Annotated in this window: 26 protein-coding genes and 1 tRNA gene; 21 read left to right on the top strand and 6 right to left on the bottom strand. The window is 40.3% G+C overall.

Annotated features, from left to right (window positions below):
- Positions 1 to 229: 229 nt before the first annotated feature.
- A complete protein-coding gene (gene murG / locus Q0625_RS05440) occupies positions 230 to 1303 on the bottom strand; it encodes an undecaprenyldiphospho-muramoylpentapeptide beta-N-acetylglucosaminyltransferase (protein WP_298824254.1) in 1074 nt (357 codons plus the stop codon).
- An 83-nt stretch (positions 1304 to 1386) separates the two neighbouring features.
- Positions 1387 to 1462 (bottom strand) — tRNA-Phe (locus Q0625_RS05445).
- Positions 1463 to 1688: 226 nt separating this feature from the next.
- Between Q0625_RS05445 and Q0625_RS05450 the strand changes: the two genes are divergently transcribed.
- The 16 genes from Q0625_RS05450 to Q0625_RS05525 all read left to right on the top strand — a co-directional run bounded on the left by Q0625_RS05450 (position 1689) and on the right by Q0625_RS05525 (position 19636).
- Positions 1689 to 2936 (top strand): hypothetical protein, encoded by a 1248-nt coding sequence (locus Q0625_RS05450; protein ID WP_298824256.1) that lies wholly within the window; start codon positions 1689 to 1691, stop codon positions 2934 to 2936.
- A gap of 102 nt (positions 2937 to 3038) precedes the next feature.
- A complete protein-coding gene (locus tag Q0625_RS05455; protein ID WP_298824258.1) occupies positions 3039 to 4358 on the top strand; it encodes a hypothetical protein in 1320 nt (439 codons plus the stop codon).
- On the top strand, positions 4358 to 4921 hold the full coding sequence (lptC, locus tag Q0625_RS05460; protein WP_298824260.1) for an LPS export ABC transporter periplasmic protein LptC: 564 nt from the start codon (positions 4358 to 4360) through the stop codon (positions 4919 to 4921). Before Q0625_RS05455 ends, lptC begins: the two co-directional genes overlap by 1 nt.
- An 84-nt stretch (positions 4922 to 5005) precedes the next feature.
- Complete coding sequence (locus Q0625_RS05465; protein ID WP_298824262.1) at positions 5006 to 6253, top strand: hemolysin family protein; 1248 nt, start codon at positions 5006 to 5008, stop codon at positions 6251 to 6253.
- Between the two features lie 387 nt (positions 6254 to 6640).
- Entirely contained in the window at positions 6641 to 8761 is a 2121-nt protein-coding gene (locus Q0625_RS05470) for a peptidylprolyl isomerase (protein ID WP_298824264.1), read from the top strand.
- A gap of 464 nt (positions 8762 to 9225) precedes the next feature.
- The gene (locus Q0625_RS05475; RefSeq protein WP_298824266.1) at positions 9226 to 9690 is read left to right on the top strand and encodes a division/cell wall cluster transcriptional repressor MraZ; all 465 of its coding nucleotides are present in this window, start codon (positions 9226 to 9228) and stop codon (positions 9688 to 9690) included.
- A complete protein-coding gene (gene rsmH / locus Q0625_RS05480; RefSeq protein ID WP_298824318.1) occupies positions 9677 to 10591 on the top strand; it encodes a 16S rRNA (cytosine(1402)-N(4))-methyltransferase RsmH in 915 nt (304 codons plus the stop codon). Before Q0625_RS05475 ends, rsmH begins: the two co-directional genes overlap by 14 nt.
- 17 nt (positions 10592 to 10608) lie before the next feature.
- Positions 10609 to 10938 (top strand): FtsL-like putative cell division protein, encoded by a 330-nt coding sequence (locus Q0625_RS05485; RefSeq protein WP_298824268.1) that lies wholly within the window; start codon positions 10609 to 10611, stop codon positions 10936 to 10938.
- Positions 10931 to 12934, top strand: a complete 2004-nt coding sequence (locus Q0625_RS05490; protein WP_298824271.1) for a penicillin-binding protein — start codon at positions 10931 to 10933, stop codon at positions 12932 to 12934. The genes Q0625_RS05485 and Q0625_RS05490 overlap by 8 nt, the downstream gene beginning before the upstream one ends.
- A 3-nt stretch (positions 12935 to 12937) precedes the next feature.
- On the top strand, positions 12938 to 14395 hold the full coding sequence (locus Q0625_RS05495; protein ID WP_298824273.1) for a UDP-N-acetylmuramoyl-L-alanyl-D-glutamate--2,6-diaminopimelate ligase: 1458 nt from the start codon (positions 12938 to 12940) through the stop codon (positions 14393 to 14395).
- Positions 14396 to 14407: 12 nt separating this feature from the next.
- Entirely contained in the window at positions 14408 to 15637 is a 1230-nt protein-coding gene (gene mraY, locus Q0625_RS05500; protein WP_298824275.1) for a phospho-N-acetylmuramoyl-pentapeptide-transferase, read from the top strand.
- A gap of 97 nt (positions 15638 to 15734) precedes the next feature.
- Complete coding sequence (locus Q0625_RS05505; RefSeq protein WP_298824277.1) at positions 15735 to 15953, top strand: hypothetical protein; 219 nt, start codon at positions 15735 to 15737, stop codon at positions 15951 to 15953.
- Between the two features lie 6 nt (positions 15954 to 15959).
- Entirely contained in the window at positions 15960 to 16250 is a 291-nt protein-coding gene (locus tag Q0625_RS05510; protein WP_298824280.1) for a Txe/YoeB family addiction module toxin, read from the top strand.
- Between the two features lie 112 nt (positions 16251 to 16362).
- A complete protein-coding gene (gene murD, locus Q0625_RS05515; protein WP_298824282.1) occupies positions 16363 to 17700 on the top strand; it encodes a UDP-N-acetylmuramoyl-L-alanine--D-glutamate ligase in 1338 nt (445 codons plus the stop codon).
- Positions 17701 to 17711: 11 nt separating this feature from the next.
- Positions 17712 to 18872, top strand: coding sequence for an FtsW/RodA/SpoVE family cell cycle protein (locus tag Q0625_RS05520; RefSeq protein ID WP_298824285.1), 1161 nt, complete (start codon positions 17712 to 17714; stop codon positions 18870 to 18872).
- Positions 18872 to 19636 carry a UDP-2,3-diacylglucosamine diphosphatase gene (locus Q0625_RS05525; protein WP_298824287.1) on the top strand — a complete coding sequence of 255 codons (765 nt, stop codon included), beginning with the start codon at positions 18872 to 18874 and terminating at the stop codon, positions 19634 to 19636. Before Q0625_RS05520 ends, Q0625_RS05525 begins: the two co-directional genes overlap by 1 nt.
- 42 nt (positions 19637 to 19678) lie before the next feature.
- Here the strand turns inward: Q0625_RS05525 and Q0625_RS05530 are convergent, their stop codons facing one another.
- The 4 genes from Q0625_RS05530 to Q0625_RS05545 all read right to left on the bottom strand — a co-directional run bounded on the left by Q0625_RS05530 (position 19679) and on the right by Q0625_RS05545 (position 23919).
- Positions 19679 to 20689, bottom strand: a complete 1011-nt coding sequence (locus Q0625_RS05530; protein ID WP_298824289.1) for a PDDEXK nuclease domain-containing protein — start codon at positions 20687 to 20689, stop codon at positions 19679 to 19681.
- A 235-nt stretch (positions 20690 to 20924) separates the two neighbouring features.
- Entirely contained in the window at positions 20925 to 21461 is a 537-nt protein-coding gene (locus tag Q0625_RS05535; RefSeq protein ID WP_298824291.1) for a DUF488 domain-containing protein, read from the bottom strand.
- A gap of 235 nt (positions 21462 to 21696) precedes the next feature.
- Positions 21697 to 22950: a WG repeat-containing protein gene (locus Q0625_RS05540; RefSeq protein ID WP_298824293.1), complete on the bottom strand. Its 1254-nt coding sequence runs from the start codon at positions 22948 to 22950 to the stop codon at positions 21697 to 21699.
- Between the two features lie 51 nt (positions 22951 to 23001).
- Positions 23002 to 23919 (bottom strand): hypothetical protein, encoded by a 918-nt coding sequence (locus tag Q0625_RS05545; RefSeq protein ID WP_298824296.1) that lies wholly within the window; start codon positions 23917 to 23919, stop codon positions 23002 to 23004.
- A 133-nt stretch (positions 23920 to 24052) separates the two neighbouring features.
- Here Q0625_RS05545 and Q0625_RS05550 point away from each other — a divergent pair, with 133 nt between their 5' ends.
- The 5 genes from Q0625_RS05550 to Q0625_RS05570 all read left to right on the top strand — a co-directional run.
- Entirely contained in the window at positions 24053 to 24496 is a 444-nt protein-coding gene (locus Q0625_RS05550; protein ID WP_298824298.1) for a DUF2262 domain-containing protein, read from the top strand.
- A 15-nt stretch (positions 24497 to 24511) separates the two neighbouring features.
- Entirely contained in the window at positions 24512 to 24976 is a 465-nt protein-coding gene (locus Q0625_RS05555) for a hypothetical protein (protein ID WP_298824301.1), read from the top strand.
- Between the two features lie 63 nt (positions 24977 to 25039).
- The gene (locus Q0625_RS05560; protein WP_298824303.1) at positions 25040 to 25195 is read left to right on the top strand and encodes a hypothetical protein; all 156 of its coding nucleotides are present in this window, start codon (positions 25040 to 25042) and stop codon (positions 25193 to 25195) included.
- Positions 25192 to 25425, top strand: a complete 234-nt coding sequence (locus Q0625_RS05565; RefSeq protein WP_040357129.1) for a hypothetical protein — start codon at positions 25192 to 25194, stop codon at positions 25423 to 25425. The genes Q0625_RS05560 and Q0625_RS05565 overlap by 4 nt, the downstream gene beginning before the upstream one ends.
- 63 nt (positions 25426 to 25488) lie before the next feature.
- Positions 25489 to 26011, top strand: a 523-nt coding sequence (locus Q0625_RS05570; protein ID WP_298824315.1) for a Crp/Fnr family transcriptional regulator, incomplete at its 3' end; no start/stop codon positions are given.

Here is a 26011-nt window from a genome sequence, read left to right on the forward strand (position 1 = left end):
AAAAGCCTTTAAAGGGCAAGAGAATGAAGTTGGTAATTTGATCATAGAGGTAAATGATACAAAAACAGGAGCTAATATACGCTTAAGAGTAGGAGAAAGAGAAGTAGAGATTTGTAATGTAGATTTGCGAATTAATGAAATTGAAGAGTGGCAATAATAATTAACTCAAGTTTCGCAGGCTTAATAAAGAGTTTGTGAAACTTGAGTTGTTAATTATCTCTGTTATATTCTATTTCCCACATATAATTTCAACTATATCTCGGGTGGCGCGGGGACGGGCGAGCTTTCGGAAGTTTTCGGAAAGCTCTTTTCGCTTGTTCTCATCGGAGAGGAGGGCGGTGAAAAGAGGGGTAAAATGAGTGTTGATATCCGTTTCCTTAAGTAAGAGTGCTGCGTTCTGGTCAGCTATGGCTTGGGCATTTTTGGTTTGGTGGTCTTCGGCGACATTGGGGGAGGGGACGAAGATAACGGGTTTGCCTACCACTGCTAGTTCGCTGACGGAGCTAGCACCTGCACGGGAGATGATCACATCGGCGATGGAGAAGGCCGCTTTCATATTCTCCACAAAGGGGAGGATACGTACTGATTCGCTTTCTAAGTGCTTGTACTCAGGGAAGTAGTAAGCGCCACACTGCCAGAGGATTTGTACCTTTTTCTCCTTGAAGAGTGGTAAATGTTCCTTGACCAATTCATTAATCTTTCTTGCACCTAGACTACCCCCGATGACAAGCAGTGTAAAAGCTTGAGAATCCAGAGAAAACAGCTTATAAGCCTCAGGAGCTTTGTGCCTAATATTCATTAAGTCCTCACGGATAGGGTTGCCTGTAAGAAAGAGGGGTGTATGAGGGAAATAGCGCTTCATGTGCTCATAGGCTACAAAGATACCTTTGGCGCCTTTGGCTACCCACTTATTGGTCACGCCAGCATAAGAATTTTGTTCCTGAATAAAGTAAGGGATTCCCAATAGTTGTGCTGCCTTCAGGGTAGGAGCGGAGGCATAGCCCCCTGTGCCGATTACCAAATCGGGGCGGAAGTTCTTGATGATCTTGTAAGCCTTGTAGAGGCTATAAATGACCCTAAAAGGGAAGGCAAGGGTAGCGAGGCTTAGCTTGCGCTGAAGTCCACGGATAGGCAGTCCCACGATAGGGAAACCCGCCTTGGGGACGCGCTGCATCTCCATTTTGCCTTCGGCACCAACAAAGAGAAACTCAGCTGAAGGGAACTGCTTTTTCAGTTCGCCTGCAATGGCAAGGGCAGGAAAAATATGTCCGCCTGTACCGCCGCCAGAAAGGATAATACGCATAGATTTAATTGTCAATTATCAATTGTCAATGACATGTAAATAAAAAAACTACTTTTCCAAAGAGAGAAAAAGTAGTTTTGTAATGGTGGTGCCTCCAGGAATCGAACCAGGGACACAAGGATTTTCAGTCCTTTGCTCTACCAACTGAGCTAAGGCACCATTGGTTGATTAATTCGGGTGCAAAGGTACAACTTTTTTTCTAATCTGCAATAGTTTGTGGGGAAAATTTTGAAAAAAAATCATCTTCTTTTTTATGTTATTGTTTTTCAAGAATTTAAAGAAGAAAATTTTTTACTAAACAAAATTTTAACGAGGGGAGTTCATTTTTTTCTTGTATAAGAGCTAAAAAAGTTGGATATTTGCAAGCTGTAACAGTAGTGAACTTATGAGGTTACCAATAGTTTTAGCTTTGTTTTTAGTCACTTTTGCCTATGGACAGAAGGGGACTAATTCGCCGTTTTCCTATTATGGATTGGGAGAGAAGCGTTTTGGAGGGAATACAGAGAATGCCCTAATGGGAGGAATGAATGCCTATGTAGATTCTACACGGGTAGATGTACGCAATCCTGCTTCATTGGCCAAGCTCACCCGTACGACTTTTTCGCTAGCTACTTCCTATGATATAAGGAAGATGGAGACCCCAGCGAGCAGCTATAATGAGCGTACTTTTTTGTTGGATTACTTGAATCTTTCTTTTCCTGTATATAAAAACTTAGGAGTATCAGTAGGCTTGCGTCCTTATACATCGGTGGGTTATAGGCTTATAAGCAAGGAGACCCTTAATGGTAGGGAACAATATTACTCCTACGAAGGAAGTGGAGGCGTGAACCAAGCGTATTTGGCAGCAGGCTATGAGGTAGTGAAAGGTCTTAGATTCGGTGTTTCGGGAGGCTTTAACTTTGGGAAAAGCGAATGGCAAAACCTATATAGTTCTCCCTCGTTCTTATACATCTCTAGAGAAGATAGTCAATCCCTATACCGAGGCGTTAGTTATGCTTTGGGAGTGCAATATGAGCGTGATTTGACAAAAGACTTATCCCTTAGTGTAGGGCTTAACTATGTACCTGAAGCTAGTTTGCGTTCTATCAATAGCCTTACCTTATATTCGCTAAGACCAGCCAAGGAGAATTTCCTTATCAAGGATAGCCGCAATATCACAGATCCGAACTTAGCCAAGACGTATCTTACCCTTCCTTCTGTATGGGATTTCTCGGCAGGGGTAGGTAATTTCGACCAATGGTTTGTAGGGGCTACTGTAAGCTATTCGGATATGAGTGCGTTCTCCAATCCGTTTGTAACCTCGTCCTTTGTAAGTTATGAGAAGGCAAACAAATTTTCCTTGGGAGGATTTTATTTGCCACATAATTCAATCTATGCAAAATACTGGAAACGAGTTACTTATCGAGCAGGTCTCTATTATGAACATACAGGTATTGTGCTGAAAGATAAGTCTATCAATGACTTTGGCATAACTTTTGGAGCAAGCTTACCTATACAAGGGCTATCCAATGCGACCATTGGAGCTGCTTGGGGACAGAGAGGAGATGGCAGTGTGCTTAAAGAAAACTACCTAACCCTAAAAGTAGCCTTGACACTTAATGATAAGTGGTTCCAGAGAACAAAATACCATTAATAGTTTTTAGTTGTTAGTTTTTAGTTGTTAGTGATTAGTAGCTAAAACCTAAGACCTAACACCTGAGACCAAATACCTAAATATAAATTAACCCTGAAATAAATGAAAAAAAAATTCTTATTACCAGTGCTTTTTGTAGCAGGTGCCTTAAGTGCTTTTGCACAGAAAGAGGAGTGCCAATTGAAAGCCTCTGTATATGTAGAAGCTGCAAAACTTAAAAACTACAATGATGCTTATGAGCCATGGAAATATGTGTATGAACATTGTCCAGAGCTATATCAGTCTACTTTCCAGTATGGAGAGCGCATCCTATGGGATAAGATCGCTAAAGGTACTGACAAACAGAAATATGTGAAGGACTTACAGGAGCTTTATGACAAGTATTTCCAGTATTTCCCACAGAAATTCTCACAAGCAGATAAGAACATGCGTCAGGCTTTCCTTATGGTAGAACAGAACTTGGGTACTAAGGAACAACTTTTTGCCCTTTTGGACGATACCTATAAGCTCAACAAAGATGCTTTCAATGATGATAATCTTATCTATCAGTATTTTGCATCTGCTCTTGAACTCTACAAAGGAGGGAAGAAACAAGTGCAGGAGGTATTCGATATCTATGACAATGTATCGGAAATTATAGAAAATGAGAACGGAAAACTTTCGGTACGAATCAATGAACTATTGCCTAAAGAAGAAGCCAATAGCCTCAGTGACAAGGAGAAAACACAACTACAAGTAGCACGTACTCGTGTGGAAAACCTTAAGAATATCACCGAGAGTGTGGATACTGCTTTGGGACAATTGGCTGATTGTAATAACTTGATTCCTCTCTACCAAAAGGCTTATGAAGCCAATAAGGATGATGCAGTATGGCTTCGCAGAGCAGCGGCTAAGATGTCCGATAAGGAATGTACCTCTGATCCGCTTTTTGCTAAGCTCGTAGAACGTCTTTACCAGTTGGCTCCTTCGGCTTCCTCTGCTCTTTACTTGGGTATCATGAAAGAAAAGCAGAAGAATACCACAGAGGCTGTTAAATACTTTAACCAAGCGGTAGAATTGGAGAAAGACAACCTAAAGAAATCAATCTATTTGGTGAAAATAGCTAGCAAATATACAGGTAGTACTGCGGTGAGCTATGCACAGAAGGCGCTGTCCTACAATCCGTCCAATGCTACTGCCTATCAAATTATAGCACAAGCTTATGCAGGAGCTGCTAATGAGTGTGGTTCCACAGCCTTTGAGAAGCGTGCCGTTTATTGGCTTGCTGCGGCTACTGCTAGAAAAGGAGGTTTGGAGAAATTGGCGGCTCGTTATGATAATCTAGCTCCTTCAAGAGCTGATATATTTAACTCAGGGTTGGCAGGAAAGACTATTACACTTAAGTGCTGGATAGGCCAATCGGTTAAGGTACCGCAACTATAATGATAAGGACTTATATAAAAAAATTGTTTTTGGTTAGAAACATTGTAGGGCTTTTTGTCCTTACAATGTTTTTCTCGTGTGATGACGAGCCCCAAAAGAAGCAGTTACAGCAGGATAAAATCCCCAATGGGGAGACCTATGACTTTCGCTTGTTATACACGGATTCGGCTAAGGTACGAACCATATTGGAGAGTAGTCTGAACAAGGATTTTTCTAATCAGCGGTTTCCCTATACCGAGTTTCCCGAAGGCTTAGTACTTAGGCTCTATGATGATGCAGGGCATGAGAATATCATTCGTGCGAAGTATGCCATCTATTACCTACCTACTGAGGTGGTGGAATTGCGCGATAGTGTATCGCTATCCACTTACGAGGGAAAGTTGCTGAAGACCTCTCAGTTATTTTGGCAGGCTTCCAGTGATTGGGTGTTTACCGAGCGTCCTTTTGAGTTTGTCGATTCCCTACAAGGAACCGTTACCAAAGGGATAGGCATGGATTTTGACAAGCGCTTTACCCACTTGAAAGCCCATAAAATAACGGGGATCATACCTATAAGAGAATAGATAAAAAGTAAAAAGTAAAAGAGACATTGGTTGCTTTATTACCTATTATCTTTTGTTTTTTACCTTTTACTTTAAAATAAATAAATGTTATATTCACTGATATTCATAATCATACTATTGTTACTCTCTGCGTATTTCTCAGGGATGGAGATTGCCTATGTATCCTCGAACAAGGTACAATTGGAGATAGAAAAGAAACAGGGCGGGTTGATAGGCAATATCTTGGAAAAGCTGACTTGTAAGCCTTCCAAGTTTATCGCCACTATGCTAGTGGGTAACAATATCACTTTGGTTATCTACGGGATAGAGATGGGAAAACTAGTAGTGGCACAGTTGCCCCCTTATTTCCATAACGTATTGTGGCAGACGGTGATATCTACCTTGGTGATCGTAATTACAGGGGAGTTCCTGCCGAAGGTGTTTTTTCAGATCTACTCCAATACGCTGCTTAGAGCGCTGAGTCCTATTACCTACATCTTTTACTTAATTTTTTCGCCTATCTCTACCTTTGTTATCTGGTTGTCAGACAATATTTTGCACGTGTTTTTCAATACTCAAGGCGATGTAACCAGGCTGACATTCTCCAAGGAAGAGCTGGAAAACTACATTTCCGAGCAGATAGAGAACATGCCAGAGGACAAAGAGATGGATAGTGAGGTACAGATATTCCAAAATGCCCTAGGCTTCTCGCAGGTGAAGGCACGAGATATCATGAAACCTCGTACGGAGATTATCGCTATCAATATAGAGGAATCGGTAGAGGCGCTACGCGATCTTTTTGTGAGTTCAAACTATTCAAAAGTACTTGTATATCAAGAAAATATAGATGAAATTATAGGCTATGTGCATGCCTTTGACTTATTCAAACATCCCAAGACCATACGGGAATTTCTCAGACCAATTACCTTTGTGCCAGAGACTATTTACATCTCCAAACTATTGGATACACTCACCAAAAAGCACCAGAGTATGGCTATCGTTTTTGACGAATATGGAGGGACTTCGGGACTTATTACCCTAGAGGATATTGTAGAGGAGCTTTTCGGGGAGATAGAAGATGAACACGACCAGAATTTCAAGAAAGAATTACAAATTTCGGATAAAGAATATGTATTCTCGGCACGCCTAGAGGTGGATTATCTCAATGAGAAATACAAACTCTCACTTCCAGAGAGTGAGAACTATGAAACCTTAGGCGGCTTGGTAGTAGCTATCCATGAGTCTATCCCTAGTAAGAATGAGGAAGTAAGTATAGAAAACTATCGCTTTTTGGTAGAGGAAGTAGCTGATAATAAAGTAATTACAGTGAGAATCTTTGTAAGTGAAAAGTGAATAATCCCCCTAGCCCCCGAAGGGGGAACAAGCGAAAAGTGAAAAGTGAAGCCAGCGAATACTTGGAGCTGGGTATGTGGGTGAAGAGTGAAAAATGAAAAATGAAAAGTGAAAAGCGAAGAGAGAAAAGTGATTGTATATTCTAAATTGTCTCTTAGAGAGTTGGTGAATAGTATTTAAAGATAAACAATTGATAGTCAAAGAATTATTATTTTGTTAAAAAATAATAGTAGTAATTTTTTCTAAATTCGTAGAAAATTTGTAATTTCGCACCCCAAATGATTAAGTGAAAAGTGAATAGTGAAAAGTGATAGCACACATGACTGAAAAACAGATGTCTGAACACTGACTACTAGCCACTGACTACTAACAACTAAAAACTATAAAATGGCTGTTTTAGAAAAAATCAGAAAACGAACAGTATTCCTAATCCTTGTGATTGGATTAGCACTTTTTGCCTTTGTTATTTCAGGCATATTTAGCCGTACAACAACCCCTAACCAATTGGTTATAGGGAGTGTGAATGGTGATGATATTTCCTATGTGGATTTCTCTACGCAGGTGGAAAATACTATGCGCAATATGGGCGGTAGTATTGGTCAAGGATATATCGTAAATGCGTTGTGGCAACAAGCGGTACAGAGCCGTATCATAGACCAACAGTTTGAGAAATTGGGTATTACCATAGGGAAAGACCAAATCGTACGTATGATTGCTAGAGTACCAGACTATGGACAAAATCCTCAGTTCCAAGATGAAAAAGGAAACTTCTCCGAGGCTAAGTTTGCCCAGTTCATTTCTGAGCTTAAGACAATGAACCCTACTGTGTACAAACAATGGCAACAGGAAGAAAAGTCCTATATAGACAACGCTAAGCGTGAAGTATATTTGGGGCTTATCCGTGCAGGCTTGGGTGTTACCTTCAAGGATGGAGAAAAGGAATATCACAAGCAGTCCGACCAAGTAAATATCAAGTACGTTACTGTACCTTATAGCTCTATTTCTGATAGCCTTGTGAAGGTATCTGATAGTGAAATAGAAGATTATATCAAGAAAAATAAGAAACAATTCGAGCAAAAACAAATGCGTAACATACAGTTTGTTTTGGCTTCCAATACGGCTTCTGCTGCTGATATTAGTGCTATAGAGGAATCCCTCAAAGCACTTAATGCACCTAGAGTTGTGTATAATGCTACTACACAGTCCAATGACACCCTTCCAGGTTTTGCAGCTTTGCCAAAGAGTGAAGTGCCTGATTTTGTAAATGAAAAATCAGATGTGCCTTTCGATAGCCTCTATGTAAATCATGACAGACTTCCAGCGGAATATGCTGATGCCCTTTACAACCTACCTGTAGGAGAGCTTTATGGACCTTACAAGGATGGAGATACTTACAAATACAGCCGTATGCTCTCCAAAAAACCTAATGCAGAGGTGAGAGCTAGCCATATCCTTATCGCTTACAAGGGTTCTGTATCCGATGATACAGTGACCCGCAGCAAAGAAGAAGCTAAAGCGAAAGCAGAAGAAATCTTAGCTCAAGTGAAAGCAGGTGCTGATTTTGCTGCTTTAGCACAGGCTAATTCCGATGATAAGTCCAATGCTCCTAATGGGGGAGATCTTAACTTCTTCACTCCAGGGACTATGGTACCTGCTTTCAATGACTATGTATTCAAGGCTAAAGTAGGGGATATCGGTCTTGTGGAGACAAATTTTGGTTTCCATATCGTTAAGGTTACCGATCAGAAAGAGGGGGTACAGTTGGCCACTATCGTTCGTAAGATCGAGCCTTCAGCAGCTACAAATAATGAGGTGTATACCAAGATTACAGCTTTCAACGAAGCAGTACTTAAGAATCCTAAAGACTTTGCCGCTATTGCTGCTAAGGAAGGATATAGCGTATTGCCAGCTAATAACTTAGATGCACTTGCAGAAGATATCCCAGGGTTGGGTAGCAATCGTCCGCTTGTAAGATGGGCTTTTGAAGATGATACAAAGGTAGGAGATGTACGTCGTTTTGACCTAAAAGATGGCTATATCGTAGCACAACTTACCAAGAAAATAGAAGAAGGTCTTGCTAAACCAGCTGATGTAAGAGCGGCAGTAGAACCTATCCTTATCAAAGAAAAGAAAGTAAAACAGATTTCTGAAAAAATGAAAGGTAGTTCGCTTGAGCAAATAGCTGAGGCAACAGGACAACCTAATAATGTACAAGTGGCTGAGGCGCTTATGCAAAGTAACCCTAATCTTTCAGGACAAGGCAGTGAGCCAAATGTAGTGGGTGTAGCCTTTGTTTTGCCAGAGAATAAACTTAGCAAGCCTATAGCAGGTAATAACGGTGTGTATGTGATAGAGGTAACCCAAAAGAGCATTGCACCTGCTATCAGTAGTTATAGTGCTTATGCCAATAGCCTAAGAGCTCAAAAGCTAAACCGCGCTTCTCAAGATCTTTTCTCTGCCCTAGAAGGTACCGCTAAGATAAAAGACTATAGAGCGAAGTTTTATTAGTCAGTGGTCAGAAGTCAGTAGACAGTAGACAGAAGTCAGTGGTCAGAAGACAGAGGACAGTTCTTACTTACTAAGAAATAAAGAAATAAATAAAAGAAGAGGTTTTCTCCCTAGGGAGAAAACCTCTTTTTTAAGGTAAAAAGTAAAAGCCAGTTACAGTATATGTTTGAGTATGTGAATAAAAAAGTACAAGATCTGGCTTATTGAATTTATTCTTTCTTTTTTATAGGGAAGAGCTACAAGCTCTGTTTATAGGTGGGCACGAGCTGCAAGCTCGCGCCAGCAAACGTCTTTTATACTTGTCAATCTATTTTAGGACATGACACATGACACTGACTTCTGACTTCTGTCTACTGACAACTGACTACTGAAGACAGCCCTTTGGCGTCTGTTAATAAAAAAGTGGGAGAAAGTGGGAGAAAGTGGGAAAAAGTTTGTATCTTTGACCCGATTATAAAAGAGTCATGATACATTCTTCTGTAACATACGAATGCAAGGCGGACTCGAAGGGGCGAATTACAGTTCCTTCGGGGCTTAAGTGTGTGCTAGATAAGGAGTTACAGAATGGTTTTGTGCTCAAGCCTTCTGTGTTCAATCGCTGTATAGAGCTTTATCCACAGGGAGAATGGCAGGAGATTATGGAGAAGATGCGCGCGAAATTGAACCTCTTTTCTAAGCAACATTTGGACTATTTGCGAAAATTTACCGCAGGGGTCAAGGAAGTAGAGGTAGATGCGGCGGCACGATTTCTTATTCCAAAACCCTTGGTAGAATATGCCAAGATAGACAAGGAAGTGGTACTGGTTCCTCTGATCAATTTTATAGAGATATGGGACAAGGAACTATTTGAAGCGCAGAACAATAGCATAGATGAAGAAGCCTTTATGCAGCTAACCGAAAAAATAATGGGCAATGATGGAAGGGAATAGTTATCATGTGCCTGTACTGCTCAAGGAGAGTTTGGAAGGCTTGGCGATAGAGCCTACAGGGACATATGTAGATTTGACTTTCGGAGGAGGAGGACATTCACGGGCGATATTGGCTTGCTTGGGGTCTACAGGTCGTTTGTTTGCCTTTGATCAAGATCCTGAGGCACAGCAGAATGCAATAGATGATGAGCGGTTTATCCTTATTCCGCAGAATTTTAGACATATAAAGCGCTTTTTGCGATTCTATGGAGTAAAGCAAGTAGATGGTGTCTTGGCTGATTTTGGGGTATCCTCATACCAGTTTGACACTGCCGAGCGTGGTTTTTCCACTCGGTTTGAGGCAGCCTTGGATATGCGTATGAATCCCTCGTCACCACTTTCGGCTTATGAGGTAGTGAACACCTATGATGAGGAGGCACTCAGTACGCTCTTTTTCCGTTATGGAGAGCTTTCCCAGAGCAGGCAGATTGCTCGCACCATAGTTCAACAACGCAGTGAGCAACCCATAGCTACAACAAGAGAGCTGAAGCAAGCGGTACAACGCTTTTTGCCAAAGGGCAAGGAAAACAAGGTCTTGGCTCAGCTATATCAGGCCATACGTATAGAAGTCAATCATGAGTTGGCTGCCTTGGAGGAGATGTTGTTGCAATTGCCTGAAGTGGTAAGACCTAAGGGACGTATTGCCCTTATCAGTTATCATTCGTTAGAAGATAGATTGGTAAAGCGATTTATACGCGATGGGCAGTTTTCAGGGGAGCCACAGAAGGATTTCTATGGGAACCTACTGACTCCTTTTCAGAAGGTAGGTAAGGCGATTACCCCTACCCAAGAGGAGCTTGCACGTAATAACCGTGCGCGCAGTGCTGTGCTGAGAGTGGCAGAGCGGAAAAGTGAAGAATGAAAAGTGAACCGTAAGTCATGAAGAAGATAAAAGAGAGATTTGTTAAGTTATTCAGAGCTGAGTTTTTGGTAGGAGAGGATTCCTTACGGAACTGGGTTATGATATCGTTGATATTGTTCTTGGGTATCATCATGATTTATAGTGGGCACTTGATAGACCAGAAGATATATACTATAGCGAAATTGGAAACAGAGGTAAAGGAGTTGCGCAGCGAATTTGTAGATGTACGTTCGCGCCTGCAACAGGTCAAATTGGAGTCCTCCATACTGGGTGCTCTGAAGGATACCGGTCTTAAGCAATCACCTACCCCTCCCAACAAAATAAAGGTAATAGTCAAAGATGAGTAAAGAAATGCCCAAAGATAGAATCGTCAACCTACGCACCATATTGGTAGCGATAGGTTTGTTTGTCTTTGCCCTAGCGATTTCTTACAAACTTATCAGTCTGTATTTCAATGGAGAGAAGTACGAGGAGCTGATTGCGCAGAATACCATTAAGGAGTTTGTGATAGAGCCGAATCGTGGGAATTTGTACTCCGATGATGGGAGTCTTTTGGCTACCTCTATCACGCGTTATGATATACACTTTGATGCGATGACCCCCTCGCAGAAGAATTTCAAACAGCATTTGCCTGCCTTATGTGATTCTTTGGCTAAGTTCTTCGATCGTCCTGCGTCCTACTATCGTGAGGCGCTCACTAACGCTCGTAAGCGAAAGAACAAATACTTTTTGATAGCCAAGGGGATAGGGTATGATGAGTGTGCTCGTATTCGTAAGTTTCCCCTCTTTTCCCTAGGTGCTTACAAAGGAGGGATCGTAGTGGAAGGCAGGAGTTCAAGAGAGTACCCGCTGGGAGCTATAGCACACCGTATCGTAGGGTATGAACGTACCGATGGACAAGGAAACATTTTCAAAGTAGGATTGGAGGGTGCTTTTAGCAAATACCTCTCAGGGGTAGAAGGGCGACACCTCAAACAAAAAATAGCTCAAGGTCAATGGAAACCGATAGAGGATAGTAATGAGATAGATCCCAAGGATGGCTATGATGTGGTATCCACTATTAATATAAACATACAAGATATAGCCCATCATGCGCTCCTGAAGCAGTTGGAGACCTATCAGGCTGATCATGGTTGTGCGGTGGTAATGGAAGTAGCCACAGGTGAGATAAAGGCCATTTCCAACCTTGGACGTACCAAGGACGGCACCTATGCAGAGCGTTTTAATTATGCGCTGGGAGAGACCTACGAGCCAGGGTCCGTGTTCAAGACCGTATCCCTAGTGACTGCCTTGGAAGAAGCTAAAATAGATACTACCTATACCGTAGATACCAAAAAAGGAGTTATCTCTTTCTATGGGCGACAAGTATGGGATTCCAATCGCAAAGGATATGGAAAAATAAACCTTTCCAAGGCGATGCAAGTATCTTCCAACACAGCTATCGTACAGATGGTACATGATCTTTTTGGAAAGAATCCGAAGAAATTTGTAGATAAAATCAACAAAATGCACCTAAACCGCAAGTTGGGTATGCCCATTTCGGGAGAAGGAGAGCCTTTTGTACCTCAGCCTAATCAACGTGGATGGAGTGGGATAGCCCTCGAGTGGATGGCCTTTGGTTATGGTCTGGAGATGACCCCCTTGCAGGTGTTGACCTTTTACAATGCCATTGCTAACAATGGGGTGATGCTCAAGCCCCGCATGATACGCGAGGTGAAGCAGTGGAACAAGTCCATACAGAAGTTTGACCTTGAGATACTCAATAGTACCGTTTGTACTCAAGAGACAGCCACAATAGTAAAGAAAGTATTGGAGAATACTGTGAAATATGGAACTGGTAAGAGTCTTTATTCGCCTCATTTTTCCATGGCAGGAAAGACAGGTACCGCACAAAAAGACTATAAAGACAAGTCCAAGCTGGGGTATATCTCCTCTTTTGCAGGCTTTTTCCCCGCTGATAATCCTAAGTACTCTTGTATAGTGGTGATACACAATCCAGATAAGAAGATAGGGTACTATGGAGCCGATGTATCAGGACCTGTGTTCAAGAGTATTGCTCAAAAGATATATACCAACTCCCTGCTTATAGATACCATAGAGGATATAGAGACCTCAACAGCAGAGGTAAATAAAGAATATAAACGATACAATGAGGTTCTGAATAAATATAAGACCATCGTACCCAATGTGGTAGGGATGAATGCTATGGATGCTATTGCGATTATGGAAAACTTAGGCCTTACGGTGAAAGTAGTAGGAAGCGCTACCAAAGTATCGGCACAATCCATAGCAGGAGGAGAGTATATAGGAGGTAGAAAGACTATAAAATTGGATTTTAATTAGATCATGAAACTAAAAGAGCTATTAAAGGGTGTAGAAATAGTACAAATAATAGGAAATGAGCAGGTTGAAATAACAAATATTACACAAGACTCACGGAAAATTATTGAAAATACTTTATTTTTTGCCGTAAAAGGGGCAAAAATAGATGGGCATTCTTTTATAGAACAAGTAATAAAAGAAAAAGTAAAGGTCGTGGTTTGTGAAAAGCTGCCAGAAGTTTGTCCTAAAGAGGTGACCTTTGTACAAGTAGCTGATACAACTATAACCATGGGGTATATAGCAGCGAATTACTACGGAAGACCTTCGGATAAGCTGAAATTGGTAGGAGTTACAGGCACTAATGGAAAGACTACTATTGCTACTCTTTTGTATCAGCTCTTTGCACATATGGGTTATAAGGTAGGACTTATCTCGACCATAGCTAATTATATAAATGGGGAGCGTATAGAGACTAAGAATACCACGCCTGATGTGCTTACCCTTAATGAGACTATGTACCGCATGGTAGAGGCAGGAGTAACTCACTGTTTTATGGAAGTGAGTTCGCATGGAGTGGCGATGCATCGTATAGAAGGGTTGCACTTTGTAGGAGGCGTCTTTACTAACCTAACACAAGATCATTTGGATTTCCATAAGACACTGGCGGACTATCGCGATACGAAGAAAAAGTTCTTTGATACTTTAGATAAAACAGCTTTTGCACTGACCAATGTAGATGATAAGAATGGAGGCTATATGTTGCAGAATACATTGGCACGCAAATGTACTTATTCGCTAAAGACGATGGCCGATTTCAGAGCCACAGTTCTTGAAAATACCTTTTCAGGAATGCTCTTGCGAATCAATGAAAAGGAAGTATGGGTGTCACTCATAGGGAAGTTTAATGCCTATAATCTCTTGGCTATCTATGCTACTGCGATACTATTGGGTGAGGATTCCGACCAAGTGCTTATTGCCCTGAGCCAACTTACTCCTGTAGCAGGACGTTTTCAGTACTTTGTAGCTGCTGATAAGCGAACCTTAATAGTGGATTACGCTCATACACCCGATGCCTTGGAGAATGTACTAGAGACCATCAGAAGTATAAAGCAGGGTGGCCAGCAGCTTATCACCGTAGTGGGCTGTGGGGGTAACCGAGACAAAGGCAAGCGCCCCATAATGGCACATATTGCCACTATGCTGAGCGACAAGGTGGTACTGACCTCCGACAATCCACGTGATGAAGACCCCGAGACAATCCTCCGAGAAATGGAAGCAGGGATAAGAGCAGAGTACCAAGCTAAGTATATGACCGTTACTGACCGCCGACAAGCTATCAAAGTAGCTTGTCACCTAGCCAAAGCGGGAGATATTATTCTTCTAGCAGGCAAAGGTCATGAAACCTATCAGGAAGTTAAGGGAGAGAGAAGTCATTTTGACGACATGGAGGAAGGAAAAAAATCATTAACCATTGACAATTAACAATTAGCAGTTGTGTTATACTATTTATTTGATTATTTACATAGGGCTTATAATGTGCCAGGAGCGGGGATGTTTCAGTATATATCCTTTAGGGCGGGATTGGCAGCGATTCTCTCGCTACTGATCGCTGCCATTACAGGAAAACAGATTATCGCTATGCTTTATAGACGACAGGTAGGAGAGTCGGTTCGGGACTTGGGCCTGGCTGGACAGAAAGAAAAGGCAGGAACACCTACCATGGGTGGGATTATCATTATCTTGGCCTTGCTAGTGCCTGCTGTTCTTTTGACTAAATTGGATAATATATATATCATCTTACTGCTGATTACTACCGTATGGATGGGTATGATTGGTTTTGTAGATGATTATATCAAGGTCTTTAGGAAGAATAAAGATGGTCTGAAGGGACGATTCAAGGTATTGGGGCAGGTGTCATTAGGAATTATCGTGGGAGCTACCCTATACTTCCACCCTGAAGTTACTGTAAAGAATGAAAATGCTCAGGCCTCACGTATCACACAGGTAGAGCAGCGACGCCCTCTCTCGGAAATGGCTGAGGTGAAATCCACTAAGACGACCATTCCCTTTATGAAGAATAACGAGTTTGACTATGCCTCCCTGATTAAGTGGGTAGGAAAGGATTACAAGCACTGGGTATGGCTGATTTTTATTCCGATAGTCATTTTTATCATCACTGCCGTATCCAATGGAGCTAACCTTACCGATGGTATAGATGGGTTGGCGGCAGGTACCTCGGCGATTATTGTCTTTACCTTGGGGATATTTGCTTGGATATCGGGTAATAGTATTTTCTCGGAATATCTGAATATTATGTATATTCCTCATGTGGGAGAGGTTACCATATTCATTGCTGCTATGGTAGGAGCGCTTATTGGTTTTCTCTGGTACAACACTTATCCTGCACAGGTATTCATGGGAGATACGGGGAGCCTTACCATAGGGGGAATTATAGCTGTATTGGCTATTATGGTTAGAAAAGAATTGCTCATACCTGTACTCTGTGGGGTGTTTTTGATAGAAAACCTATCGGTGATCCTGCAAGTGGGGTATTTCAAATATACAAAGAAGAAATTTGGTGAAGGACGTAGAATATTGCTTATGTCGCCCCTACACCATCATTATCAGAAAAAAGGCTACCATGAGAGTAAAATTGTGATGCGCTTTTTGATTGTAGGGATTATTTTGGCGTTAGTATCGTTTATTACACTGAAGATAAGGTAGTGGTTAGTTGTTAGTGGTTAGTTGTTAGGCTAAGATTTCTATAGATCTATAACCCTTAGACTCAAAACTTAAAATTCAAAACTCAAAACTTACAGAGATGAATGCAACAGCAGTTATTAGTGCGGAAATACAAGTATCAGATATTCCAATTTTTGAAGCTTTATTCAAAAGGATGAAAGCTAAAAAGATTATTATAAAATCAAAAGAAGATGATACAGAAATGACACAAGAGGCTTTTTTTGATAAGATAGATAAGGCTAGTAAGCAGAAAGGGAAACAAATCACAGCAAAGGAATTTGAAGCAAAATATTTGTAATGCTTTATGGAAAAGGAACTGTATGTTTTAGAAGAAAAACCTATTTTCTCTGAAGATATTCAAAAGCATAAAGAAGCAGGACAAAAGAAAATAATTAAAAAGATAGCTTCTTTCCTTAGTGAATTGGAAGAAAACCCCACACAAGGTACAGGACAAGTAGAACGACTTAAACATTATGGGGAACGTTCTGTATGGTCACGACGAATTGATCAAAAACATAGATTGGTTTATGAAGTGTTCGAGGAAGAAAAGCGTGTAGAATTGCTATCTGCTTATGGACATTACAATGATGATTAGTTGTTAGTGGTTAGTTGTTAGTGGCTAGTGATTAGTTGTTACGCTAAGATTCCTATAAATCTATAACCCTTAGAACTCAAAACTTAGAATTCAAAACTCAAAACTTATAGAGATGAAATTAGTCATATTAGGAGGAGGAGAGAGTGGTACAGGTGCCGCTATTCTTGGAAAACAAAAAGGCTGGGAGGTGTTTCTCTCAGATAAGTCACCTCTGAAGGACATTTACAAAGAAGAACTTATGGCGGCGGGGATACGCTGGGAAGAAGGTCAACATACAGAAAGTGAGATTCTCTCAGCAGACTGTATTATCAAAAGCCCAGGCATACCACACAAGGTGCCCATTATCCAGCACGCCAAAGAGAAAGGGATAGAGATTATCTCCGAGATAGAATTTGCTTCCCGCTATACCAATGCAAAAATCATTGCTATCACAGGGAGCAACGGAAAAACAACTACCACAAGCCTGCTGTATCACCTTTTGCAACAAGCGGGTCTCTCGGTAGGGGTAGGAGGGAATATAGGTCATAGCTTTGCCCGTATGGTAGCTGAAGAGCCAAAGGAATATTATGTGTTGGAAATCAGTAGTTTCCAGTTGGATGATATCACCTCCTTCCGCCCACATATTGCCTTGTTACTGAATATCACTCCTGACCACTTGGACAGGTATAACTATGAGTTTCAGAACTATATAGATGCGAAATTTCGTATCACCGCCTTTCAAGAGGCTAGCGATTATCTCCTCTATGATGCAGACGATCCTGTATTGCAAGAGGAATTGACAAAGAGAAAGGATATAAAAGCACAATTGTTGCCTTTCTCCTTAGAAAAAGAAAACACACAAGGGGCTTATTGCCTTGATGAAAAAAATATCCATATAAACTTTAACCAAAACCTATTAGAAATGTCCACAAAAGATTTGACAATCAAAGGTAAGCATAACTTGAAGAACGCTATGGGCGCCACTATGGTTGCCAAAATGCTTAACATTCGCAACGAGAACATTCGCAACAGTCTGATGACCTTTCAGGGGGTACCACACCGCTTGGAGTTTGTTCGCGAGGTAGAAGGCGTGAGGTATATCAATGACTCCAAGGCTACCAACGTTAATTCCGTATATTACGCCCTAGACTCCATGGAGGACAACCTTGTATGGATCGTAGGGGGTCAGGATAAGGGGAATGACTATAACCCACTGATACCTTATGTAAGCAAGAAAGTAAAGGCGATAGTATGCTTAGGTCTTGATAATCAGAAAATCATACAAACATTCCAAAGCATTATTCCTACTATCATAGAGACCCACTCTATGGAAGATGCCGTACAAGTAGGGCGCGGTTTGGCGCAAGAGGGAGATACCGTATTGCTCTCTCCTGCCTGTGCGAGCTTTGACCTTTTCCAGAGCTATGAGGACAGAGGTAATCAGTTCAAGCATTATGTAAATATGCTCTAAACCGAGTAGCTATGGAACGATTTAGGCAATATCTCAGGGGGGACATTTCCCTTTGGGGTGTGATACTATTCTTTGCCTTGCTCTCCTTTTTGCCTGTATATAGCTCGAGTAGTAATCTAGTTTATTTAGAGCGAACAGGGATAAGCACTTGGGGTTACTTGCTACGTCACTTGGTACTGATGTCGGTAGGGGTACTGATTATCTACGTGATACATATTTTTCCATATCGTTATTTCAGACCCTTGGCACGGTTGGGGCTTTTGGTGGCATGGGTGCTACTGTTTTTTGCCTTGCTCAAAGGAAGTACCATAGAAGGAGCCAATGCGAGCCGCTGGATATACCTTTTTGGGGTAATATCTTTTCAGCCATCGGCTTTTGCTATGATTATCTTGTTGATGTATGTAGCCTCCTACTTGGCCGAAGTGTATGGTACTAAGGTGAGTTTTGTCGATAGCATACTCCCCTTATGGCTTCCCGTAGGGATTACGGTGGGGCTGGTAACGCTGCCGAACTTCTCCACAGGAGCCATCATGTACACTATGGTGCTTATGTTGCTGTTCATAGGGCGTTATCCTATCAGGCATATCCTATTGAGCTTTTTATTTGCGATTATGCTCTCTGGGCTTTTCTTTCTTTTTATCAAGGCCTTTCCTGATGCCTTTCCGCACCGTGCCGATACATGGAAAAGCCGTATAGAGGCCTTTTTTAGCAAAGACAAGGAGGAGAATTACCAATCGGAGCGGGCGAAAATGGCTATTGTCTCAGGAGGTTTTTGGGGTAAAGGAGCTGGTAAGAGTGTGATGAAGAACCTACTTCCACAGGGTTCGTCGGATTTTATTTTTGCCATAGTAGTGGAAGAATATGGCTTATGGGGTGGAGTCAGCCTGATTCTGCTCTTTATCATCATGCTAGTGCGGTTTGTGGTCATCTCACTGAAGGCAACCTCCATTTTTGGGAAGCTGTTAGTGCTGGGTGTAGGGATACCGATTGTCTTTCAAGGATTTATCAACATGGGGGTTTCCGTGGGGTTACTGCCTGTAACAGGACAAAACTTGCCGTTCTTCACCACTGGGGGTACTTCTATCTGGATGACTTGTATAGCGTTGGGGATTGTGCTGTCGGTCAGCTCCAAAGGAGTGAAAAGTGAAGAGTTAAAAGCGATTGACCACTGATGAAAGAAATAATATTAGAAGAAGGAAAGAAGCTATATTTTGCTTCAGATAATCATTTGGGGGCGCCGACTTATAAAGAAAGTCGGGAGCGTGAGGTGCGCTTTGTACATTGGCTAGATACGATCAAGGCTGATGCGGGGGCGCTCTTTCTTTTGGGTGACCTTTTTGATTTTTGGTTTGAGTACAAGACGGTGGTGCCTCGTGGTTTTGTACGTGTATTGGGCAAGCTTGCCGAGCTAAAAGATAGTGGCTTGCCTATCTTCTTTTTTGTGGGAAACCATGACCTATGGATGAGTGATTACTTCGAGCAGGAGTTGGGTATCCCTGTATATCATCGTCCGCAAGAATTTCTTTGCCATGGCAAGCGTTTTCTTATAGGTCACGGTGATGGGTTAGGCCCAGGGGATAAGGGGTATAAGCGTATGAAAAAGGTCTTTACCAATCCTTTCTGTAAGTGGCTTTTCCGTTGGCTACACCCTGATATTGGGGTACGCTTGGCGCAATACCTCTCGGTGAAAAATAAACTCATTTCAGGGGATGAAGATGTACATTTCTTAGGTGAAGACAAGGAATGGTTGGTGAAGTACTGCCGCCGCAAATTGGAGGGGCAACATTATGACTATTTTCTTTTTGGTCATCGTCACCTACCTATGACCATAGACCTAGGGGGAGGAGCTACCTATATCAATACAGGAGACTGGATACACTATTATACTTACGCTGTCTTTGATGGGGAGGTTTGCCAATTAGTTGTTAGTGATTAGTAATAAGACTTCCATTGGTTGGTACTATAATGGGAGCGTTTTTTATTGGTTATCTATTGTTTTATTCATCTCATTTAGAATTATTCTTTGAAGTTCTTCTTGAGGGAGTAATTGGTAGACAGCAACACCTATAGGTTTGTGTATATCCTGCAATGCTACTTCCACTTCTAGATGGTCTTTTTCAGCACAGAGAATAATTCCTATAGAAGGGTTTTCATCGGTACTTTTCTCCAAACGGTCTAATAAGGTAAGGTAGAAGTTCATTTTTCCTACATATTCAGGTTTGAAGCCTCCTACTTTTAGTTCAATAGCTACTAATGAACGTAATTTGCGATGAAAAAAAAGCATATCTACAAAATATTCTTTGTTATTAAACTCTAAGCAATATTGATTTCCGATAAAAGAGAAGCCTTTGCCGAGTTCCAAAATGAATTGTTTTATACGTTCTACTAATCGTCTTTCTAAATTCATTTCGATCATAGGGTCTACCACTCCTAAAAAGCCGAGGTTGTAACTATTTCTGAATACCTCATTAGCGAATTTAGAATGTGGTTTAGGTAATATTTCCTCAAAGTTATTGCTTTTTAGTTGTTGTTGGAAAGCAAAGGTATCCATTTTTATGGCATTTAAAAGCATTTCCTGACTCCAGCCTTTTTCAATAACTTCATTACTATAAAAAATAACTTTTTCATCGGAGACTTGTTTGTCTAATAGAAGGACATTATGTCTCCATGGTAAAACTGCAACGCTACGTTGCAGTTTTGTATCTGCTTGATAATAACGTTCGTAGAAGCGTTTCATATACCAAAGATTACGAGGTGAGAGTCCCATATCAGGAAATTCTCTCTTTAGGTCAACAGAGAGTTGTTTTACAACTCCGCTACCATACCCTTCTTCTAAATGCCGATCAAAAAGGAGCTTCCCTATATTCCAATACACAGAACTGATAGTAGAACTTATTTGTTTGGCGAGATAATTACGTCCGCCTCGGATATGATTAATGGCTTGTAAAAGCATCTCTTCATAATCAAAATTAGGAGTTAATGTACTCATTGTGTTGATTTTTTACTTTACAAAAAAGATAGATACATTTATTTTTTAATCCCCTCGAATTCGAGGGGATAGGAAAGTACAAAGTTAAAGAAAATTCATTAATTATCCTTATCTCTGTCGTAATAAAAGAACAATTAGTTATGAGCTTGGAAACTATCATCTAAGGACAGACCTTAGTAGTACGAGATACTACATGACAATGAAGAGGATGATTGGTCTGGGGGTAAATCAATTATTAGAGATCTAAAAGTGTTCCTTCATCATAATATACTACTTTATCACCTATAATACGAGCGGGGGTGGTGTAGCTGTGGGGTTCCTCCTTATCTATAGCCATGATATGCTCCACTTCCCAGCCTTTGGCTTTTAGATAATCTGAGATCATGGATCTATGACAACGCCACCAGAGGGCTTCGGCACACATATAAGCGGTGGTTTCTTCCTCCGCAATAGCGATGAGTTGGGCTATTCCTTTCTCGAAATCATCTGTTTCCATATAATCGGCATAAGCACGGAAAGATTCATTATGCCAACGCGTATTCTTGGAGTCCTTATGTACCTTACGCCTGCCCCCTAATAAGGGAAGATGGGTATAAGCGATGCCAACTTCAGGTAGGACAACCTCTAAATTCTCTTTGTTGAATTGTGGATATTTGTTAGACCCTGGTAGTCCCCTGACGTCTACTAAATGCTGTATCTCAAAGGATTGCAACATTTCTGTAAACTCTTCCAAAGTATGAGTAGAATGTCCTATGGTGTATATTTTCTTCATAAGTACAAAGATAAGCTATATAACACTCGTAAGTGGTTCTTAGGTGACTATTTTGATTTGTAAATATATAATAATCAATTTATTGTAAAAAACCTCCCCGTAATCCCACCTGCTGGTGCGAGCATTCTGCTCGTGGAGGCGAGTCGGGTCGCCCCTGACAATTCCTGACAATTATTATTAGCAGAAAAACGCCCGTGTGGCTTCACACCTCGCGCTAGCGGAGGACATTTGTTAATTAGTCACATCTTGGTTCAACAGCTATAAAGCCTTTATGTATTTTCACCTTTCTAAGGCGTTTGAGTTTCTTTTCTTTTACAAAATCGTATAGATAGTTATAACCATTAAAAGATACTATAGCAATATTTCCATTTACGTATTCTATACTATTATATTTAGGTTCAGCTATTATTTCTCCTTTCAGATTGATAAGACCTGCACCTCTATCAGTATAGTATTCAGCCCCCCCATTTTTAAAGAAGCCTACCTCCTTATTAGTAAACTCAATCGGAATCACTATCTCATTTTTTGGATTGATATACCCCCATTTACCATCTTTGCGTACCGAAGCCAAACCTTCGCTAAAATTATTAACTTCTTCATATTCAAAGGGGACTATTACCTTGCCATAGCCATCTATATAGCCCCATTTACCCCCTTTTTTAACCCCAAAAATAGCATTACCACTCCAATTGTTTATAAAACCATCATAGGTGTCTAATAAATTACCATTCAAATCATAGACCATATACTTACATTCCTTACGCACACCTACTATGTAAGTGTTGTCAGAAGGTTCAATCACATAATTTTGAATCACATAATTATCAAAATCTTGAATAACAGGTTCTCCTTTAAGGTTGATATACATATAATTTCTACCTTTTTTTACTCTAGCTACACCTTGTCGAAAAGCAAATGCATATTGATAAGTAGGAGGTATCACCCATTCATTTTTAGTATTGATATATCCTGCGTTGTTGTCGTTCAATTCTGCTACAATAGGAATATTGTCATCTATCTTATCCGTGTAAATCCAGTGATAGCTTATAGGGATAATTTCTTTTCCTTCAGAGTTAAAAAGACCTGCTTTTTCATTAAGTTTTACGGTATAGCCATTTTTATTAGAGTTTATGTTGCTGTATTTTAAGGGCAAGATTACGGCACCTTTTTCAGAAACCACCCCATACTTTCCATTCTTCTTGACAATAAATTGACCTTCACAGCCAAGTTCTATAGAGTTATAACCCCCTTTAAGAACGAGTTGTAAATTTTCGTTATATACCGAACAGCCTTTTGTTTTACTACAAGCAATGAAGTATGGTTGTTTTTCTTCTATAGAATTAAAAGTAGGGGCTAACACTGTTTTCCCCTGCAAATCTACTAATCCTAACTTACCTTTTTCTTCAAAGATAAAGTATTTAGGTTGTGCCAACCCCGTAAAGCTACACAACAGCAAGGTTAGTTTTAATAAAAAAAGAATTTTTTTCATTGTGTTTTTTAATTTACTGATTTATTAATTTGTTTGGCACGAGCTACAAGCTCACGCCAGTGGGGGTAAAAAAGGCTTCTCTTCTAATGTTTCTAAATTGAGTGTGCTAAGGTTGTAATTTCTATCTATCAACAGCAATGAATTGTTGAGAAACTCACTAAACCCTACTCTTCTTCCTAATTTGTACTTTTTATATGAAAAATCATTGCGATTGATGATGAATAACCACTCGCCATCTATCAAATAAACCCCTATGTAATCAGGATGATCAGAAAGACATATTGAAAAAAGTGTTTTGCCATTAAGCTTTTCCTTTTCTTTAAAATTGATACGCCAAACTTCCTCGTCCTCATTGTTCATATACACTAAGATATTACTGCCTAAATAGTAGTAACCTTTGTTGTCGCAAGCTACTTTACAATCAAATATACGTATTTTTTTATCAGTAGGTACAGCTGAAAACGTAAGTGTATCAAAGTTGAATTTGTACAGATTAGGCTGTTTGAAAGCACTAAAATAGACCGAATTGGTCTCAGGATGATAAGCAGTGTTACCCCATTGTGTTTTTTCGTTGAGAGTAGCTATTACTTTACCCGTTTGGGCATCTACACAAAAAGGGTTTCCATAAATATTCTTATAAATATCGCTTTTAGTTACTGAAAATACTTTGCTACCTTCTCTATCAAGACAAGGATAGATAAAAGTATGATTAGAAATGGTATTTATTACAGTTCTCTTGTCAACATCAACTATAAGTAATGGTTCATTAGTTCTAATATCACGAGAAACAGCTATCGTTTTCCCATTATCAGCTACTGCCCTAACCAAATAATCCTTGTATAAAGAGTCTTTTAGCACACAAAATGCTTTTTCTTTATCAAAATCCTGACACCAAATACCCTCTTTTCCAAAGTAGTATCCACGCCAAAAATACATTCGTCTGTTAGTAAAATCTGTAATTATACTCATTGTGTTGATTTTTTACTTTACAAAAAAGACAGATACATTTATTTTTTAATCCCCTCGAATTCGAGGGGATAGGAAAGTACAAAGTTAAAGAAAATTCATTAATTATCCTTATCTTTGCAGCAAAAAATAACTTATGAAACCCTATAAAATTACAGATTTTACACAGCGCACTGATGACCCTACTTCTTATGAAGGGGCGGTTGTTCTCAACGGAGAAGAATTAGGTGTGAGCATCATCCTTGAAGATGAAAGCGAAACTGAAAAGATAGAACAGCTGATGAATACCCTTTTCGGTGGGATTGACACGCTATTACCCAAAGCCAAAGAATGTATTGCTGAGGAATTTTTAGAACTCTACAATGACAATTGGCGCTTTGGCGATGATGATGAAAATGATCCCGACAAACCTGAGCTTACTAAAGAGGAATTTATGGAAGCCCTTACCTTGCAGAGCTTTTTGTTTTACAGCGAGGATGTAGAAGTCTTCTTTGATGACAACGATATGTTCTTGGGGCACTCTCTTATCGCATCGGAATTTGACGGAGAAAATTTCAATGATGCCCAAATGTTTGGATAAAATAATTGATTGAAAATGAACTTAGAAACGATCATTACCCATTACAGAAATTGCTTAGTTGCATCACCCGATGCCATACTCATAGGTGAAATACCAGAAGGGGCTAGGAATATTCCTCAAGAGGTATTGGATTGGGGTACTCCTGCTTATAGTGCTTTTCTGAGACTTTGTAATGGTGGGTCTTTTGGAGATATCATTCTCTGGAGTGTGGAGGAGCTGTTGGATAACCAATATCGTGTTCCTTCTGAACAACCTTCGTGGTGTGAGATTGGGCAGCTGTTATATGAGCCTCTTTTCCTAGATAAAGATACCCAACACGTACTTTTTCCTGCCGATAGCTATGAAGGTATTGAGGAGATTGATGTTGATTTTGATACTTTTGTAAGGGAATATATCTTTGGTCATAAATACAAAGAGAAAATTATAGGCTATGATAATACCGATGATGATTGGTCAGGATTTTTAAAAGAAAGTAAATAGCTGATAAACAGACATGAACTTTTAGAAAAAGCTCCTATTGCTACGGTGTTTTTGAAATATGCTTTGCCGAGTATTATTACCATGTGTTTCTTTGGCTTACAGAACTTGGTAGATGGTTATGTAGTGGGCAATTACGTAAGCGAAAAAGCTTTGGGTGGGGTGAATATCATCATGCCACTTTTCGGTAGGGGCTACATATTTTCTCCTATGCTTTTTTGATAAACGGATTTAATATCTTAGTTACCAGCTTTTTTACCTCTATCGGCAATGCCTTAGGCTCTATTGTGATTGCTGTTTTGCGAGGAGTGGTATTTATCGGTATAGGAATGCTTATCTTACCTACTTTTTTGGGTGAACGAGGTATCTGGCTTACTCTAGTGCTTTCGGAGGTGCTTACTTTGGTGGTAAGTGTGTTTCTTGCTCGAAGGTCGGTAGTGTTTAGAAATTAGGTGATTTGCCAATTTGTCGATTTGGTGATTTGTTGGTTTTTAATGGATTAAGAAATGTAAACAATGATACATCCTTTATTTGAGAATATTTATAAACATCCTATGATAGGAGGGCAAGAACTGCAACAAATACAAAAAGCCCATCAGCCTATTGCTTTTCGTAAAGGCGATTTTATCTTGCGTAAGGATGAAATAGCTCGTGGTTATCTGATCTTGCAGAGGGGAGTTGTTCGCGCCTTTGTGTATGACTATGAGGGGAATGATATCACAACAGATTTCTTTTGTGAAGGTGAGATTATCGTGCAGGAACTCTCTCTTTTTAAGCATTTGCCTTCTGCTGAGAATATCCAAGCCCTTACTGATGGTGAGGGGTGGTATATAGATTATGATAGTTTTCAAGAACTCTATCACAGTTTGAAAGGATATTCCGAATGGGGGCGACTCTTTATGACAGAGAAATTGTTTGAGGCAAAAAAGCGATCGCTTGAAATGATTACACTTCCTGCTAAAGAGCGCTATATACAGTTTATTAAGGAAAAACCCAGTGCTATAAAGCACGCTCCCTTAAAACATATAGCTACTTATT

It is taken from the genome of uncultured Capnocytophaga sp. (assembly GCF_938029845.1).
Lineage (GTDB): Bacteria > Bacteroidota > Bacteroidia > Flavobacteriales > Flavobacteriaceae > Capnocytophaga.